The sequence below is a fragment of the Bradyrhizobium pachyrhizi genome (assembly GCF_029714545.1).
Classification (GTDB): domain Bacteria; phylum Pseudomonadota; class Alphaproteobacteria; order Rhizobiales; family Xanthobacteraceae; genus Bradyrhizobium; species Bradyrhizobium pachyrhizi.
The window spans coordinates 530,945-546,809 of record NZ_CP121667.1 but is presented as its reverse complement, the minus strand read 5'-3'; the positions used below and the strand labels follow the sequence as shown (position 1 = coordinate 546,809).

Genomic DNA, 15,865 nt, shown 5'->3' with positions numbered 1-15,865 from the left:
TGCATGAGCACCCTGCGAAAACGACGATCGATCAGGAGCTCACGACACTTGAAAGTCGCAGCGCGACGAAATGACACCACCGGCTTGCGCGTTTGCCGCAAGCAATCGGGTCCCGCAGCCGCCGCGCGCTATGCCGGACAGCTGCAACAGGTCGAACGGCCGCTCGCGGCGATGGCGGCCTCCTATCCGAACGAAAGCACCAGCGCGCGACACGCGCACCGACGCGATCAATTCATCCTGCAGACCGCGGGCGTCACTTCAATGATGACCGAGCGCGGCCATTTCGTCGTGCCGCCCGGCCACGGTCTGTGGATTCCGGCCGGCGTAGCGCACCAGTCGCGGGCATGGGGCGAGGTCGAGATCCAGACCATCTATGTCACGCCTGACCGCATCAGGAATGCTCCGGCGACATGCCGCCTGATCAAAGTCTCCGCGCTGGTCGAGGCGTTGATGGAAGAAGCGGTGCACATGCCGACCCGTTACGATCCGGAAGGGCGCGACGGCAGGCTGGTCGATTTCCTGCTCGACGAGATCGGCAGGATGCCGGAAGTGTCGCTGCATGTGCAGGTGCCGCCCGATCCGCGGCTCGCCGCAATCTGCGAGGCCGTGCTGGTCGATCCGAGTTCCGATCTTACGCTCGACGAGTGGGCCGATCGCTGCCAGCTCAGCCGGCGGACATTGACGCGTCTGTTCCGGCGCGAGACCGGCCAGAGCTTTGCGGCCTGGCGCCAGCGGGTGCGGCTGCTCGAAGCGCTGGCGCGGCTCGGCGCCGGCGAGGCCGTCACCTGCGTTGCGCTCGACGTCGGCTATGAAAGTCCGAGCGCTTTCGCCGCGATGTTCAAGCGCGAGCTCGGCGCCGCGCCGCGCCAGTATCTGCGTTGGGCCGATCCCGAAGTGGTGATGCGGTAGGCGCGTTCGCGTCACGCATCTATCGAAATGCAAAACCCCTGCGGTCAACGGGAGAGACCGCAGGGGTTTGCAGGTGGATGGCGTGAGGCCAGCAAGGCTGGGTGTCACCCCAAGGACCGGCGGCCGGATCAAAGCGGTACCGGCCTCATCATGCAAGCACGTCTTTTAGGCAGGAGTGCGTCAACATCCGCAAGCGGCGCGCGCGAGAAAATCTCACCTTCGCGCGCGCGTTGTATGCGGTCCGATTCAGTCGTTGCGGGCGACCGCCGTCAGCTTGGTCATGTTGTGCAGCATGATCCGGCCGCGTTGCAGGTCGACGATGCCGTCCCTGCGCCAGGTCTGCAGCTGCCGGTTGACGCTTTCGCGCGCGGCACCGACGAAGATGCCGAGCTGTTCCTGCGAGATGTGCACCTCGGAACCGAAATCCTCGGCCAGCGCGCATAGCCGCCGTGCGAGGCGGACCGGCAATGGCTGCAGCACGGATTCTTCCATCCGCTCGCTCTGCCAACGAATCCGCTGGCAGAGCAATTCGATCAGCCTGACCGCAACCTTCGGCTCGCGCTCGAGGAAGCCGAGGAAATCCTGTCGCCGCAACACGAATAATTCGCTGGGCTCGCCCGCGGTCGCATCCGCGGTGCGGTCCTGACCGTCGAGCACGGCGACTTCGCCGAACAGATCGCCGGATCCCATGAAGTTGAGTGTGAGCCGGCTGCCGTCGGAAGCACCGGTCTCGATCCGAATCTGGCCGCGGCGGACCCCAAACAGGGCATCGCCGGGATCGCCTTTCTGGAACAGCACCTCACCGGTCGCGAGCTGCTGGGTGTGGCAGAGGCCGGAAAGCCGCTGCAACTCGTCCGCACCGAGATCGGCGAACATCGGATTCATCTTCAGAATGACCGCAAATTCGGCCTGTTTGCTCATTGTACTGCCTTCCAAATCCAATCCGAGCAGTCCCCTGACGCCCGGTTAGCAAAAATCACCCTCATAAGAGTGTGGGAGAGGTCACATAAGTTCATGCGGTAACGGATTATTTTTCCGGTCATTGGAGCCAGCTCCCGCTTGCGGGATAAACTCGTGTGATCGGCCGTGACTTTCTGCAACGGAACCCCGCTTGCCCGGCCTGGAACAACGACATGAGAGCACTGAAATTCGCCGGGGCCGCCATTGCTGCCGTGATCGTGATCATCGCGTTGGTGGCTGTGATCGGGATCCCGTCCTCGTTCCTCACATCGACCATCACCGACCGGGTCGAGCGCGAGACCGGCTACAAGCTCACCATCAATGGCGGTGCCAAGATTGGCCTCTGGCCGAAGGTCAATCTGACGCTGCGCGACGTCGTGTTGCAGGACCCGCGCGGGCGCGACGTCAACAACCGGTTCGCGGCAAGCAGCGTCGAAGCCGAGATGACGCTGTCGAGCCTGTGGTCGGGCCGGACCGACATCACCGACCTCGCGATCGTCAAGCCGGTGATCAACCTGCCGCTGCAGCGCGAGCGCACCCGCGACCACAATCCGCCGGCGAAATCCTCCGCGCCCGATGGCGGCGGCATCACGATCCGGCATGTCAGCGTCAGCAGCGGCACCATCGTCTTCGCCAATGTGCGCGACCGGATCGAGAGCCGGATCGACACGCTCAACGCGGACGCGACCATCGGCGACGACCGCAAGATCATCGTGACCGGTGACGCACACGCCGGCGACAAGCCGCTGAAGTTCGAGATCCGCGCGACCGCGCCGCAAGCATCGCTGGAGCGTCAGAGCGTGCCGGCCGAATTCAGCATCGATGCGCCCGGCCTGTTGCCCGCCGCGATCAAGGCGAATGCGGAAGCGCGGCTGAACGGCACGGTGGTGATGTTCAACGGCGTGTCCGGCACGCTGGGCGATGGCGGCTTTACCGGCTGGGCTTCGGTCGATTTCGCCAGCAACAAGCCGTTGGTGAAGCTCGATCTCGACTTCCAGCGCATTGCGATCGCGATGCCGCCGGGCCAGTCCGGCACCACGCAGCCGCTCGGCACCAACACCTGGAGCAACGCGTCGGTCGATCTTGCCGGGCTCAACTATGTCGACGCGCAGGCGCGCATTTCGGCGGCGGAGCTTGTGATCGGCGACGGCCGTTTCACGCAGGCGGCAATCGATGCGTCCATCGACAGCGGCGTGCTGAAGGGCCGGCTCGCCAATCTCGGCGCCTATGAGGGCACCGCCGATGGCGACGTCACCATTGACGCGCGAGCTACGAATCCAACCTACGCGCTGCGGCTCGACCTCGCCGGGGTGCGCGCGCTGCCGGTGCTGAAGAGTCTCGCGGAATTCGACAAGCTCGACGGCAGGATGCAGGCCAAGATCGCGCTGACCTCGCAAGGCGGCAGCGAGCGCGCCATCGTCGGCAATCTCGCCGGCACCGCCTTCATCGTATTCCAGGACGGCAAGATCCTCGGCCTCAACGTGGCGCAGATGATCCGCAACCTCACCACCAGCACCTTGTCGGGCTGGCAGGAGAGCCAGGAGCTGTCGACCGATCTCAGCCAGCTCTCGGCCTCGTTCAAGGTCGACAAGGGCCAGGCCGTCACCACCGATCTCAACCTGATCGGCCCGCTGGTGAAGATGACCGGGGTCGGCACGATCGACCTCAACACCCGCCAGATCGGATTCCGCGTCGAGCCGCAGCTCGTGATGACCACCGAAGGTCAGGGCCGCGCCGGCAATCCGGTCGGCCTCGGCATTCCCGTGATGCTCGAGGGACCCTGGGTATCGCCGCGGATCTATCCGGAGATGCAGGGCATCCTCGACAATCCGCAGGCCGCCTATGCCAAACTGAAGGAGATGGGCAAGGGCCTGTTCGGGGCGAACGGCCAGGGGCTGAGTGAGGGCCTCAACGGGCTGACCAATCTGCTCAACGGCGCGCAGGGCGGCACAGGCCAGCCACCGGGCGGCGGCGCCGGCCAGGGCAACCCGCTCGGCGCGCAGCTTGGCGACACCATCGGCAATTTGCTGCAGCAGGGCCTCTCCACCCTCAACCAGAGCAACGCGTCGCGCTCGAGCCGCGACCTGAGCCAGCCCGCGCCGCCGGCCCCCGACCAGGCCCCGCCACCGCCCCCTCCGCCCGGCGAGACCGCCGAGCAGCACGACAGTCCCGCGATGAAGGACGTGCTGCGTCAGCTGTTCAATCGCTGATATTCCCGGATATCCCCCGCCGATATGAAGGGATAACCATGCGGCCCGAGGAGCCGCCCCGCCCAGCCGATCCGTGCTAAACAGCGGCGGATCATGCGGCGCACCCGATCAGGGGCCGGACGAGGCTGGATGAGCGCGGCTACGGACAAGGGCAAGAACTGGTTCCTGCGCGGCGGCCTGTTCGCCAAATACGTCCTCGCGCTGGTCGGCCTCGTCGTGTTCGTGCTCGCGGTCAACGGCGCGCTCGAGACCTGGATCAGCTACCGCGGCATCAAGGGCACGCTGACGGACGCGATGAGCGAGAAGGCGGACGCCACCGCCAAGCGCATCGAGCAAGCGATTTCCGATCTCGAACGGCAGATCTCCTGGGTGACCCGCGCCTCCTCCAACACGATCGAGCTGCGCCGTGCCGACTACGCGCAGTTGCTCGGCCAGGTGCCGGCGGTGAGCCAGCTCACCCTGATCAGCGGCCAGGGCCGCGAGCTGCTGCGGCTGTCGCGCCAGACCACCACCGTCAACTCCAACGCCGACTTCTCCCGCGATATCAGATTCACCGAGACCATCGCCCGCGGCACCGCCTACGCGCCGGCGTATTTTCGCGACGGGCGGCCGTTCATGTCGATCGGCGAGCAGCATTCCGGCTTCAATGCCGGCGTCACCATGGCAGAGATCGACCTGCGCTTCCTCAATGACTATTTCGGCGATTCCCAGGTCGGCCGGCTCGCGCATGCGTATGTCGTCGATGCCAAGGGCCGGGTGCTGGCGAGTTCGTCGAAGGGGCCGGAGGTCGGCAAGGACCTCGCCGCGCTGCCGCAGGTCACCGCGGTGCTGTCGCCAAGTGGCAGGCCGATCGCCTCCGGCAAGGATGTCGACGGCAACGCGGTGCTGACGACAGCGACGGCCGCGCCGAACCTCGGCTGGCACGTGTTCTATGAGCAGCCGACCGCGCAGGCGCTGTCGCCGATCCGCGACCAGCTGGTGCGCATCGCGCTTCTGATCGCGCTCGGCCTCGTGGTCGCGATCATCGCCGGCACAATCCTGGCGCGGCGCATGCTGGAGCCGATCACCGCGCTGCGCACCGGCGCGCGGCGGTTAGGGGCCGGCGATTTCGGCCATCGCATCGAGGTGAAAACATCCGATGAGCTGGAAGAGCTCGCCGGTCAGTTCAACAGCATGGCCACCCAGCTTGCCGAGACCTATTCCGACCTCGAAGCCAAGGTGAAGGAGCGCACCCGCGACCTCGCGCAATCGATCAACGAGCTGAAGGTGCTGGAGGAGGTCGGCCGCGCGGTGGCGTCCTCGCTCGACCTCAATGCCGTGCTGCCGACGGTCGCCGCCCGCGCGCTCGAGATCACCCATGCCGACGCCGTACTGATCTATGGCTATGACGCGGCACGGCGCACGTTCAACCTGACGCAATCGATCGGCATCGATGCCGTGGCCGAAGGCCGTCATCGCGCGATCGATGCGGCCAACAGTCCGCTCGGCGAAGCCGCCGCGAAGGGCGAGCCGCTGGCGTTTCCCGATCTCGCGGCAAGTCCCGATTATCCGCCCGATCATCCGCTGCGCGATGTCGTGGTCGGCGCCGGCTTCCGCTCCGTACTCGTGGTGCCGCTGGTCGACCAGCAGGGCGTGCTCGGCGCGCTGGTGGTGCTGCGCAAGGCGGCCGGCGACTTCCCGTCGAGCCTGATCGGCCTGGTGAAGACCTTCGCGCACCAGGCGGTGCTGGCGATGCGCAATGCGCGGCTGTTCACCGAGGTGGACCAGAAGAGCCACGCGCTGGAAGCGGCCAATACCACCGTGCGCGAGCAGGCCGACAAGCTGCGCGAGCAGACCGAAGCGCTCAAGGACTGGAACAAGTCGCTGGAGCAGCGGGTCGAGACCCAGCTCGGCGAGCTCGAACGGGTCCGCCGGCTCGAGCGCTTCCTGGCGCCGCAGGTGGCGCAGCTGATCGCCTCGTCGGACAATCCCGAGGGCCTGCTCGACAGCCACCGCCGCGAGGTCACCGTGGTGTTCTGCGACCTGCGCGGCTTCACCGCCTTCACCGAGGCGACCGAGCCCGAGGAGGCGATGAACGTGCTGCGCGAATATCACGCCGCGCTCGGCAAGCTGATCTTCAAGTATGAAGGCACGCTCGACAAATATGCCGGAGACGGCGTGATGATCCTGTTCAACGCGCCGATCCAGCTTGCCGACCACACCGCGCGCGCCGTGAAGATGGCGGTGGAGATGCGCGACACGGTCGGCCCGCTGACCGAGAAGTGGCGCAACCGCGGGCACAGTCTCGGCTTCGGCATCGGCATTGCGCTCGGCTATGCCACGCTCGGCCAGGTCGGCTTCGAGCAGCGGCTGGAATATGCCGCGATCGGCAGCGTCACCAACCTCGCCTCCCGCCTGTGCGGCGAGGCCAAGGCCGGCCAGATCGTGGTGAGCCGCCGCGTCTACGGCATGGTCGAACCCTACGTCGAAGGCCGCGCCATCGACGACCTCGTGCTGAAGGGATTCAATCATCCGATCCTGGCGGCGGAGATCCTGCGCTGGAAGGACGAGCCGTCAGCGGAAGCGGCAGCGGAGTAAGCGGCACACTCTCCCCAACGTCGTCCCGGCGAAGGCCGGGACCCATTACCACCGCTGTCATTTGTTAGAGTACGCTGCGGCCCCACCCTACCTCACAACCACCATGTGTGGTTATGGGTCCCGGCCTTCGCCGGGACGACACCAAATGTGGGCCCCGTTCCCGATTCAACTATCAAACAGCCAAGGGAGAAACACACGCCGGCAACCTCGCGATGCCGCCGCGCGCGAGTCATGCGATTAACCACCCTCACACAGGAGAGGGCGCAGGGAAGGCCGGGCGCCGACTGCCACGAACCTCAAAATCACCATCCAGTGAATCTGACTGCGCGCGCAATCACGATCACGGCCCCACCCACCCCCTCCCAGGAATAACCCCTCCCCCTCCTCGCTCGCGTCATGACGGGCGCGTGCGAACGCGCGGCCGGCGACAACAAGAACAAGCAGGACGGGTTTGATGACGGGTTTGGATGGGACGCACGCGGCGGCGTCGGTGGTGGCGTTGCATTGCTCGCTGGGGTCGGGACGGCAATGGACCAAGCTTGCGGCGGCGCTCGGCGGCGACCGGTTCATGGCACCGGATATTTCCGGCTATGGCGTTGCCGCCTGCGGGCGCGACTGGCCGCGGACGCTGGATGGCGAGATCGCGCGGCTTGAGCCCTGGCTCGCCAGGGCCGACGGGCCGATCCATCTGATCGGGCATTCCTATGGCGGGGCGATCGCGTTTCGGCTGGCGACCACCTCGCCTTATGCGCAGCACATTCGCAGCCTGACGCTGATCGAGCCGGTGTTACCCACGCTGCTTCGTGACACGCCCGCCGACGCGCGGCTGTACGATCGCTTCGCGCGGATCGCGCAGATCGTCTCAAAGGATATTCTCGACGGCGCCGTGATGGAGGCGGTCGAGGCGTTCACCGCGTTCTGGGCCGGCTCCGGGCCGCGCGAGCAGTTCTCGCCGAGCGGACGGCTGCGGATGATCGAGCAGGCTGACAAGCTGGCTTGCGATTTCGCCGCCGCGCTCGACCTCGACGGGGTGGCGGAAGCCGCGCGCGCGTTGCAGGTGCCGACACTGCTGCTGTCGGGCGGGCTGTCGCCCTATGTGACACAGCGCATTGTCACCAAACTCGCCGCGCTGATCGATGGCGCCGAGCTGCGGCATCTGCCGGGTGCCGGCCACATGCTGCCGGCGACGCATGCCGATCGGGTCAACCCGGAAATCCTGCGGCATATCTGGCGCGCCCAGGAGCTGGCGAATTTGGAGCTGGCGAAGCTGGAGCTGGCGGCGGATGCGGGACCGGCCGACGCAGCGCAGCCGGCTGGCTCGGCCAGGCGGCATCTGGTATTCAGGAGGCCCTCATTTTGGGAATAGTCTGCAGATGATTTTGCCCCGCACGCGCGCTTCAGCCCTCGCCGCCTCCGCGCTGCTCGTGCTCGCGGCTTCTCCCGCGCTCGCCGCAGGAGAGGCCGACACGGTGCCGAAGGGCGCGGCGGTGACGGTGCTGAAGGCCTCGAAATTTTGCTTCGGCAATATCGTCGAGGTTTCGGGCATCGTGCTGCCGCGCGACGAGCAGCAGATCCGGCCCGATCGTTTCGGCTTGAAGGTGGCGGAGGTGATGGCCGATCCCGGCGACACCGTCACCGCAGGGCAAGTGCTGGCGAAGATGACCGACGGCGCCAACTCGGTCAACGTCACGGCGCCGGTGGCGGGCACGATCTCGGGCTCGTCGGCGATCGTCGGCGCGCCGGCCTCCGGCAAGGACGCGCTGTTCTCGATCATCGCCAAGAGCGAGTACGACCTGGTCGGCATGGTGCCGACCCGCGATATCGCCAAGCTGAAGACCGAGCAGACGGCCCAGCTCAAAGTCCTCGGCGCCGGCGATCTCGACGGCAAGGTGCGGCGGATCGCGCCGACGGTCGAGCCGAACAGCCAGCTCGGCCAGGTGTTCATCGGCATTGGCGCCAACAAGCGGCTGCTGGTGAATTCGTCTGGCCGCGCCCAGATCAAGACCGGGCAGAGCTGCGGCGTCGCGGTGCCGCTGACCGCGATCCTCTATTCCACCGCCGGCACCGTGGTGCAGGTGGTGCGCGGCGGCCGCGTCGAGACGCGGCGGGTCGAGACCGGATTGATGTCGGCCGGACAGGTCGAGATCCGCGACGGCATCCAGGAAGGCGACATCGTCGTCGCCCGCGCCGGCGCGCTGCTGCGCGAGGGCGATCCGGTGCGGCCGGTGGGCGCCAGCGCGGATGCGAAATAGGCGCCACCACATTCACAGTGTCGTCCCGGGCAAGCGAAGCGCGACCCGGCGTCGCGGTGCCGCTGACCGCGATCCTCTATTCCACCGCCGGCACCGTGGTGCAGGTGGTGCGCGGCGGCCGCGTCGAGACGCGGCGGGTCGAGACCGGATTGATGTCGGCCGGACAGGTCGAGATCCGCGACGGCATCCAGGAAGGCGACATCGTCGTCGCCCGCGCCGGCGCGCTGCTGCGCGAGGGCGATCCGGTGCGGCCGGTGGGCGCCAGCGCGGATGCGAAATAGGCGCCACCACATTCACAGTGTCGTCCCGGGCAAGCGAAGCGCGACCCGGGACCCATAACCACGAATGCGCGAATAGGATCGCGCTCGGGCCACAGCGCGGAGCCACAATACCCGGTCGTGGTTATGGGTCCTGGCTTTCGCCAGGACGACATTGAGGGGACGGCGAGCCTCAGCCGCCGAGCTTGATGTCTTCCAGCAGCGAGGACGACACGCTCGGCACCTGCTCGCCTTCCGACGCGCGCGAGATCGCGACGCGGGTCTTGTTGAAGGCGCTTTCGGCGCCGGCCTGGGCGTTGAGGTTGTTGAGCAGCTCGGAGACCAGCACGCTGTTCGGCGCCTTAGAGTCGTCGGCGACCTTGCCCGGCGTCGCCGAGCTCAGCACGATGGTGTTCTCCGGCGGGCTGATCGGGGCGAGACCGTGCGAGAACGCGCGGAAGCGGCGCTCATAGGGATTGCGGCGCGAGGCGTCGAGCACGACGAGCTTGGCCTTGGCGCCGCGCTCCTTCATCGCATCGAGCACGGACTCGACGCTGACGCCGGTGCGCTTGACGTCGGCTTCCTTCCAGATCGTGGCGTCGACCGGGATCATGTAGCTCTCGCGGCCGACCTGCACGCCGTAGCCGCCGAAGAACAGCATCACGACGGTGTCGGGACGAATCTTGGCCTTCATGCGCTCGACCGCGCGGAACATGTCGTCCTTGGTCGCATCCTCGACCACGTCGACGTCAAAGCCCTCGCGGCGCAGCGCCGACGACAGGGTGCGGGCATCGTTGATCGGCTGGGCCAGCGGCGCCGCGGCGTCCGGGTAGTGGCCGTTGCCGATGATCAGCGCGAGGCGGGAAGTGCCTGCCGGAATGCTGCCGGTCAGCTCGGTGGCGGCGACCTTGTCGCCACCCTTGACGACATCGAGGGTGCGCTTGTTGAGCGCGGCATGGGCGCCAATCGCCAGCGACACCGTGCCGGCCACCGCCACGCAGACGGCGATGGTGCGGCGGGAAATGCGAAGCTGCCTAAGGTCCATAGCGTTCCTAAGTCCCAATTCTTATCCCGATGGCGCTCAAGCGAAGATCGCGCCAGTTAGTCGCGTCAAAGACGTTCAGGTTTAATGGGGTTGAGGTGTGTGTGCCGTTGAATTGAACTCAATTTGCGGCGCCGCAACAAACGCTCCTTTAACCCGGACGGCCGCCCGGGGCAACCCGAATTGCCGCATGCCACCGCCCGGCAGAGGCCATTGACGCCGTTAAAATCCCGTTACGTGACCTCAGTCACATTTGTGTTTTGTAGCGATTCATGTAGCTTTCCAAAGGCTTGCGGGTTTGGGGCAGAGCGACAGGAAACACCGTCGGGCGGCGGCGTTAACCGGTCCTCGGGAAAGGGGATTCTTTGAGCTTGTTGGGCCTTCACGAGATCGCAGGCGCGGTGTGCCGGTCGCTGACCGCCCGAAAGGACGGCCCATCGCTGTACGACGTCTGCGACCCCGTGCTGCAGGCCTATCGCGGCGGCGATGCCCATCTCGGAAAATTCTACCGGACCGCGCTCGGCAATCCGCCGCTGCGCGCGCTGCTCCGCCGCACCGGCCTGCCCGCGCTCGACGATCCCGACCGCCTTGCCGGCCTGCGCGCGGCGCTCACCGCGGCGCGCGACGTCGCGACGCCGGACTGGGCCGCGATCGGCACGCCCGTCGCGGCATTGATGGACGGTATCGGCGTGCACCACCCGGCCCCGCCCGCCGCGACCGCACCTAGCCGCCCGCCGGAGGTCGCCGAGATCGACCGCGTGATCCGCCTGACCGGCGCGCATCTGTTGCGCTCGTTCGGCAGGAACGGCTTCATCCCGACCTACGCCGCCTTCAACCTGATCGGCGACCCCGACGTCGGCGGGCGCGAGCTGCTGATGGCGCTGACCGGGCTGAACGCGCGCGGCTACAAGAACTCGACCTTGCTGTTCAATCTGGCGCGGATCTTCATCGCGCATTCGCCGGCGCGCGCGCTGATCAACCCGGCCTGGCGCGGCATCGCCGAGCCGATGTGGGAGCCGGTGCAGATCCGCCACCGCTCGGCCTATTACGACGCCTTCTTCACCGAGGCGCTGCTCGGCTTCGTCGAGACCGGGCTTGCCTCGCCGGATGAAGCTGCTACCGCGCGGCGCGCGGTCGCCGACATGGTGGATTTCTGCCTCAAGACCAGCGCCGAGGAGGTGCCGTCGCATGACGGCTCGACGGTGAAGGTCATCACCGCGCTGGCGCCGGGCCGGCATCCGCGCTTCTCGCGCTTCTTCGCGCAGATCAAGCAGGATCTCGGCTTCGGCATCTATGTGCCGGACTGCGACACCACGGCGTGCTCGTTCTCGGCGGCGACCCAGGCCGGCTCCGACGATCCGATCCTGCAGCAGCCGCTGCTCGACTTCTACCGCGGCTACCAGGTGCGATCGGGCGCCAACGAGCCGCGCGTCACCGTGCCGCTTAACGACAACATCGATTACGAGGGCGGCGTCGTCACCTGGATCGACAATCTCGCCGGCGAGCGGCCCTATGGCAACGACCTCGATCCGACGCTGAATCTCGACATCCTCGAGGTCTCGTTCCGCAACCTCGCCCGCTGGCAGATCATCGAGACGCCGCAGCGGCTGGAGACGGTGCAACGCATCATCGCTTTCCAGAAGAATCTGGTCGAAAGCGGCGCGTTCAAAAATCCGCGCTCGCACATCTATTATCTGCCCGAGCTCTATTCGGCCTATTTCGGCCGCTGCTATGCCGCCTTCGTCGCGCTGCCGCTGGCGGCGCAGCGCATCATCGATCCCGGCAACGTGTTCGCGCTGATCCGCGCCCGCGTGCTCGGCTATGTCACGCACGAGCTGATCGCCCACGAGATGAACCCGTTCGACGCCGCGCTGGCGCTGATGGCGCTGGCGCATCTCGGCGCCGAAGTCTCGACCTTCACGCCGGCGCTGCACTGCATCGTGCAGGGCCTCGGCGAGGGCGGCCGCAAGGGGCCCTACCGGGCCTATGAGTGGAATAAGATGAAGACGCCGACCCGCATCCTGGTCGGCGGGCCGGAGGTGACCTCGGCCTTCGTGCTGATGGCGCTGGCGCTGGCGAAGCGACGAATGGCCGCGGTGTTGTAGCCCGGACGGAGCGCAGCGAAATCCGGGGGCTGCCGACGCAGACGCACCTCCCCGGATTGCGCTTCGCTTCATCCGGGCTACGGATAAAGACCAACGCCTCGTTGATACCCGATGACGCTGCGCTCTACTCATCCGGGCTGCGGGACTTCACCCTCCCCTGGAGGGGGAGGGTCGTATCGCATCGCGCGAAGCAAGATGCGATACGGGGTGGGGTGATCTCTCAACACGGGCACTGCTCAAGTGGACAGACCTTCACCCCACCTCGGCTCGCATTGCGCTGCGCTTCATGCGACCCGATCCTCCCCCTCCAGGGGAGGATCGCGGACATCGGGATGACGCGAAGTTGAAACTGGCGGAAACGCAACAGCACTGGCACGGTTGCCCAATTGCCCGCACAATCGTTGGGCACTGACCTCTGCACGCTAAAAGCCATTTGAACGATAAGAACCTGGCCGGGAACGCCGATGTTCAAGACGCTGCTCACCGCGGGCCTGCTGCTCTCGCTGCCGACGCTGGCTGTCGCCGCCGACATCACCGGCGTGCCGAAGATCCGCGACGGCGACCAGCTCATGATCGGCAGCGTCCGCATCCGGCTCGCAGGCATCGACGCGCCGTCGACCGACCAGCTCTGCCTCAACACCAAGGGCGAGCGCTGGACCTGCGGCGTCGCCGCGCGCGACGAGCTGATCAAGCATGCCGGCAACAAGACCTGGACCTGCCACGCCCGCTCGGTCGATCGTCGCGGCCGCACCATCGCGCGCTGCGAGGTCGACGGCGAGGACATCCAGAAATGGCTGGTCGCGAGCGGCTGGGCGCTGGCCTACACCCGCGCCTCGCATGACTACGAAGCCGACGAGAAGGCCGCGCGTGAGGCAAAAGCCGGGATGTGGCAGGGCGCCTTCATCGCGCCGTGGGACTGGCGGGTGCGCAACAAGAAGACCACCGTGCTCGGCGCGGTGAAGCCGCCGGATGGCGCCAACGCGATCCTGCTCGCCTCGGCCTCCGGCCCGGTGGCGCCGTCACCCGACTGCACCATCAAGGGCAATGTCAACCGCTCCGGTGAATGCATCTTTCACCAGCGGACCAGCCGCTGGTACGCCAAGATCGAAATGAAGATCAGCAAGGGCACGCGCTGGTTCTGCTCGGTCGAGGAAGCCGAGGCCGCCGGCTGCCGCGAGACGCGGCGCTAGTCGGAAGTGCGATTGGGTTGTAGCCTCATCGGCACCGCTTGCGACGCTCTTTATGAGGAGAAAGTCCCCACCCGGATTGCATCTTCGATGCAATCCGACCTCCCCCGCAAGCGGGTGAGGACCACGGCATGACCGATGTCGAGATCAAGCCTCCTTCCGCGCGCCGGCGCAGCCGCCTCCGGCAAGCGCAGATACTATTGCTGCTCGTTCTGGCGATCTACCTGATCGCGGCCTATCTGCTGCTGCCGGCGTTGTGGACGCATTACGAGCACCAGAAGGGCCTCGCCAATCTGCCGATGGTGACGCGCACCGCGCAGGGTATTCCCGGCGATCCGATGAATGTCGGGCTGATCGGCGACAAGAGGGACGTGGTCTGCGCGATGCACGAGGCCGGCTGGTATCCGGCCGATCCGGTCACGCTGAAATCCTCGATCGAGATCGTCGGCAGCGTGCTGCTCGATCGTCCCTACAAGGATGCGCCGGTGAGCAACCTGTTCTATCTCGACCGCCGCGAGGATCTCGCCTTCGAGCGGCCGGTCGGATCGAGCGCGGACCGCCGCAATCATGTGCGGTTCTGGAAGGTGCTCGATCAGGGCGAGGAGAAGCGTCCGGTGTGGCTGGGTGCCGCGACGCTCGACCGCAGCGTCGGCGTCAGCCACTACACTGGCGCGGTAACCCATCACATCGCGGCCGACCTCGACGCCGAACGCGCGCTGCTCGCCACCGACCTCGAGTCCGCCGGCATGGCCACCGCGAAATATCAGGTGACCGGCATCGGCCCGACCTTCAACGGTCGCAATGGCGGCGGCGATCCCTATTACACCGACGGCGAAATCTGGGTACTGCGGCTGGTCGAGGCCTGCCGCAAGAACCACGGCACCGTCGAGCAGCTCCCGAGCCCTGCCGCGACCGAGTTCAAGGACCAGATCTGGCGCGCGGTCGTCGAATCGATCGGCAAATAGCATCGTGTCCCGCGGTTTTGGAAACGCTGGATTGCTTCGTCCTGCTCGCAATCGTAGCCGCGATGGAATAGTCTCCGCGCCTGACCCCTCACACGCATGATTTGCGCGCTTTATCCAAAAGGAACAGGACGATGACCGTTCGCGCGGGCCGGGAATTTCTGGCCATCCCCGGGCCCACCACGATGCCCGATCAGGTGCTGCAGGCGATGCACCGCCCGGCGCTCGACATCTACTCCAACGAGATGGTCGAACTCACTGACAGCCTGCTGCGCGACCTCTCAAGGCTGTTCGCCACCCAGGGCAAGTCCTACATCTACATCTCCAACGGCCACGGCGCCTGGGAGGCGACGCTCTCCAACGTGCTGTCGCGCGGCGACAAGGTGCTAGTGCTGGAGAGCGGGCGCTTCGCGATCGGCTGGGGCCAGGCTGCGGCCGCGATGGGCGCCGAGGTCGAGGTGCTGAAGGGCGACTGGCGCCGCGCGATCCGCGCGGCCGAGGTCGAGGAGCGGCTGCGGCGCGACAAGGAGCACACGATCAAGGCGATCCTGGTGGTACAGGTCGACACCGCGTCCGGCGCCTATAACGACATCGAGGCGATCGGCAAGGCGATCAAGGCCGCCGGCCATCCTGCATTGTTCATGGTCGACACCGTGGCCTCGCTCGGCTGCATGCCGTTTGAGATGGACAAATGGTACGTCGACGTCGCGATGTCGGGCTCGCAGAAGGGCCTGATGACGCCGCCCGGCCTCGGCTTCGTCGCCGCCAATGACCGCGCCTGGGACGCCCACAAGAAAGCCGATCTGCGCACGCCCTATTGGGACTGGACCGAGCGCGAGGGCTCGGAGCACTACCGCAAATATGCCGGCACCGCGCCGGTGCATCTCTTGTTCGCTTTGCGCGAGGCGATCAACATGCTGCATGCCGAAGGCCTGGAGAATGCGCATCTGCGGCATCGGCTGCTCGGCGAAGCCGTGCGCCGCGCGGTCGCGGTCTGGGGCGAAGGACAGGTGCTCGGCTTCAACATCACTGAGCCCGCCGAGCGTTCCAACACCGTGACGACGGTGACCGTGAAGGGCGCGGATCCCGCCGCGATCCAGCGCTATGCCAAGGAGAAATGCGGCGTGGTGCTCGGCACCGGCATCGGCGATTTGCAGGGTCAGGCCTTCCGCATCGCGCATATGGGCCACGTCAACGCCCCGATGATCCTCGGCACCCTCGGCGTCGTCGAGGTCGCGCTGACAGCGCTGAACATCCCGCACGGCAAGGCCGGCGCCGACGCCGCCATCCAGTGGCTCGGCGAGAACGTGAAGGCGTAGGCCGAGCGCAGGCAGCGACCCGTCATCCTGAGGTACGAACGAGGCCGCACGCTCCGCTGTCGTCCCGGCGAAAGCCGGGACCCAT

The 15,865-nt window shown here is 66.6% G+C and carries 11 protein-coding genes and 1 pseudogene; 10 read left to right on the top strand and 2 right to left on the bottom strand.

The window, feature by feature from the left end; translation table 11 throughout:
* Positions 1–48: 48 nt before the first annotated feature.
* Entirely contained in the window at positions 49–909 is an 861-nt protein-coding gene (locus QA639_RS02525) for an AraC family transcriptional regulator (protein WP_283089102.1), read from the top strand.
* Positions 910–1,155: 246 nt separating this feature from the next.
* Here QA639_RS02525 and QA639_RS02520 read toward each other — a convergent pair whose 3' ends face one another.
* Complete coding sequence (locus QA639_RS02520) at positions 1,156–1,830, bottom strand: Crp/Fnr family transcriptional regulator (protein WP_016845951.1); 675 nt, start codon at positions 1,828–1,830, stop codon at positions 1,156–1,158.
* A gap of 212 nt (positions 1,831–2,042) precedes the next feature.
* Between QA639_RS02520 and QA639_RS02515 the strand changes: the two genes are divergently transcribed.
* The 5 genes and pseudogenes from QA639_RS02515 to QA639_RS02495 all read left to right on the top strand — a co-directional run.
* Positions 2,043–4,079: an AsmA family protein gene (locus QA639_RS02515; protein ID WP_283089101.1), complete on the top strand. Its 2,037-nt coding sequence runs from the start codon at positions 2,043–2,045 to the stop codon at positions 4,077–4,079.
* Positions 4,080–4,208: 129 nt separating this feature from the next.
* Positions 4,209–6,656: an adenylate/guanylate cyclase domain-containing protein gene (locus tag QA639_RS02510; protein WP_283089100.1), complete on the top strand. Its 2,448-nt coding sequence runs from the start codon at positions 4,209–4,211 to the stop codon at positions 6,654–6,656.
* 454 nt (positions 6,657–7,110) lie between these two features.
* Complete coding sequence (locus tag QA639_RS02505) at positions 7,111–8,022, top strand: alpha/beta fold hydrolase (protein ID WP_283089099.1); 912 nt, start codon at positions 7,111–7,113, stop codon at positions 8,020–8,022.
* A 7-nt stretch (positions 8,023–8,029) separates the two neighbouring features.
* A complete protein-coding gene (locus tag QA639_RS02500) occupies positions 8,030–8,908 on the top strand; it encodes an efflux RND transporter periplasmic adaptor subunit (protein WP_283089098.1) in 879 nt (292 codons plus the stop codon).
* Between the two features lie 47 nt (positions 8,909–8,955).
* Positions 8,956–9,189, top strand: a pseudogene (locus tag QA639_RS02495) (permuted SH3 domain-containing protein); the annotation flags it as partial.
* 169 nt (positions 9,190–9,358) lie between these two features.
* Here the strand turns inward: QA639_RS02495 and QA639_RS02490 are convergent.
* Complete coding sequence (locus QA639_RS02490; RefSeq protein WP_157348853.1) at positions 9,359–10,210, bottom strand: caspase family protein; 852 nt, start codon at positions 10,208–10,210, stop codon at positions 9,359–9,361.
* A gap of 371 nt (positions 10,211–10,581) precedes the next feature.
* On the opposite strand from QA639_RS02490, the gene QA639_RS02485 reads away from it, so the two are divergent.
* The 4 genes from QA639_RS02485 to QA639_RS02470 all read left to right on the top strand — a co-directional run bounded on the left by QA639_RS02485 (position 10,582) and on the right by QA639_RS02470 (position 15,780).
* Complete coding sequence (locus tag QA639_RS02485; protein WP_028338028.1) at positions 10,582–12,312, top strand: hypothetical protein; 1,731 nt, start codon at positions 10,582–10,584, stop codon at positions 12,310–12,312.
* A gap of 464 nt (positions 12,313–12,776) precedes the next feature.
* Entirely contained in the window at positions 12,777–13,502 is a 726-nt protein-coding gene (locus tag QA639_RS02480) for a thermonuclease family protein (RefSeq protein ID WP_028338027.1), read from the top strand.
* A gap of 128 nt (positions 13,503–13,630) precedes the next feature.
* On the top strand, positions 13,631–14,464 hold the full coding sequence (locus QA639_RS02475; RefSeq protein ID WP_050383636.1) for an LssY C-terminal domain-containing protein: 834 nt from the start codon (positions 13,631–13,633) through the stop codon (positions 14,462–14,464).
* Between the two features lie 131 nt (positions 14,465–14,595).
* Positions 14,596–15,780, top strand: a complete 1,185-nt coding sequence (locus QA639_RS02470; protein WP_157348852.1) for a pyridoxal-phosphate-dependent aminotransferase family protein — start codon at positions 14,596–14,598, stop codon at positions 15,778–15,780.
* Positions 15,781–15,865: the final 85 nt, after the last annotated feature.

Coding starts and splice junctions, on each gene's coding strand:
- QA639_RS02520 (WP_016845951.1), bottom strand. CDS start 1,830: ATGAGCAAACAGGCCGAATTTGCGGTCATTCTGAAGATGAATCCGATG.
- QA639_RS02515 (WP_283089101.1), top strand. CDS start 2,043: ATGAGAGCACTGAAATTCGCCGGGGCCGCCATTGCTGCCGTGATCGTG.
- QA639_RS02510 (WP_283089100.1), top strand. CDS start 4,209: ATGAGCGCGGCTACGGACAAGGGCAAGAACTGGTTCCTGCGCGGCGGC.
- QA639_RS02505 (WP_283089099.1), top strand. CDS start 7,111: ATGACGGGTTTGGATGGGACGCACGCGGCGGCGTCGGTGGTGGCGTTG.
- QA639_RS02500 (WP_283089098.1), top strand. CDS start 8,030: ATGATTTTGCCCCGCACGCGCGCTTCAGCCCTCGCCGCCTCCGCGCTG.
- QA639_RS02490 (WP_157348853.1), bottom strand. CDS start 10,210: ATGGACCTTAGGCAGCTTCGCATTTCCCGCCGCACCATCGCCGTCTGC.
- QA639_RS02480 (WP_028338027.1), top strand. CDS start 12,777: ATGTTCAAGACGCTGCTCACCGCGGGCCTGCTGCTCTCGCTGCCGACG.
- QA639_RS02475 (WP_050383636.1), top strand. CDS start 13,631: ATGACCGATGTCGAGATCAAGCCTCCTTCCGCGCGCCGGCGCAGCCGC.
- QA639_RS02470 (WP_157348852.1), top strand. CDS start 14,596: ATGACCGTTCGCGCGGGCCGGGAATTTCTGGCCATCCCCGGGCCCACC.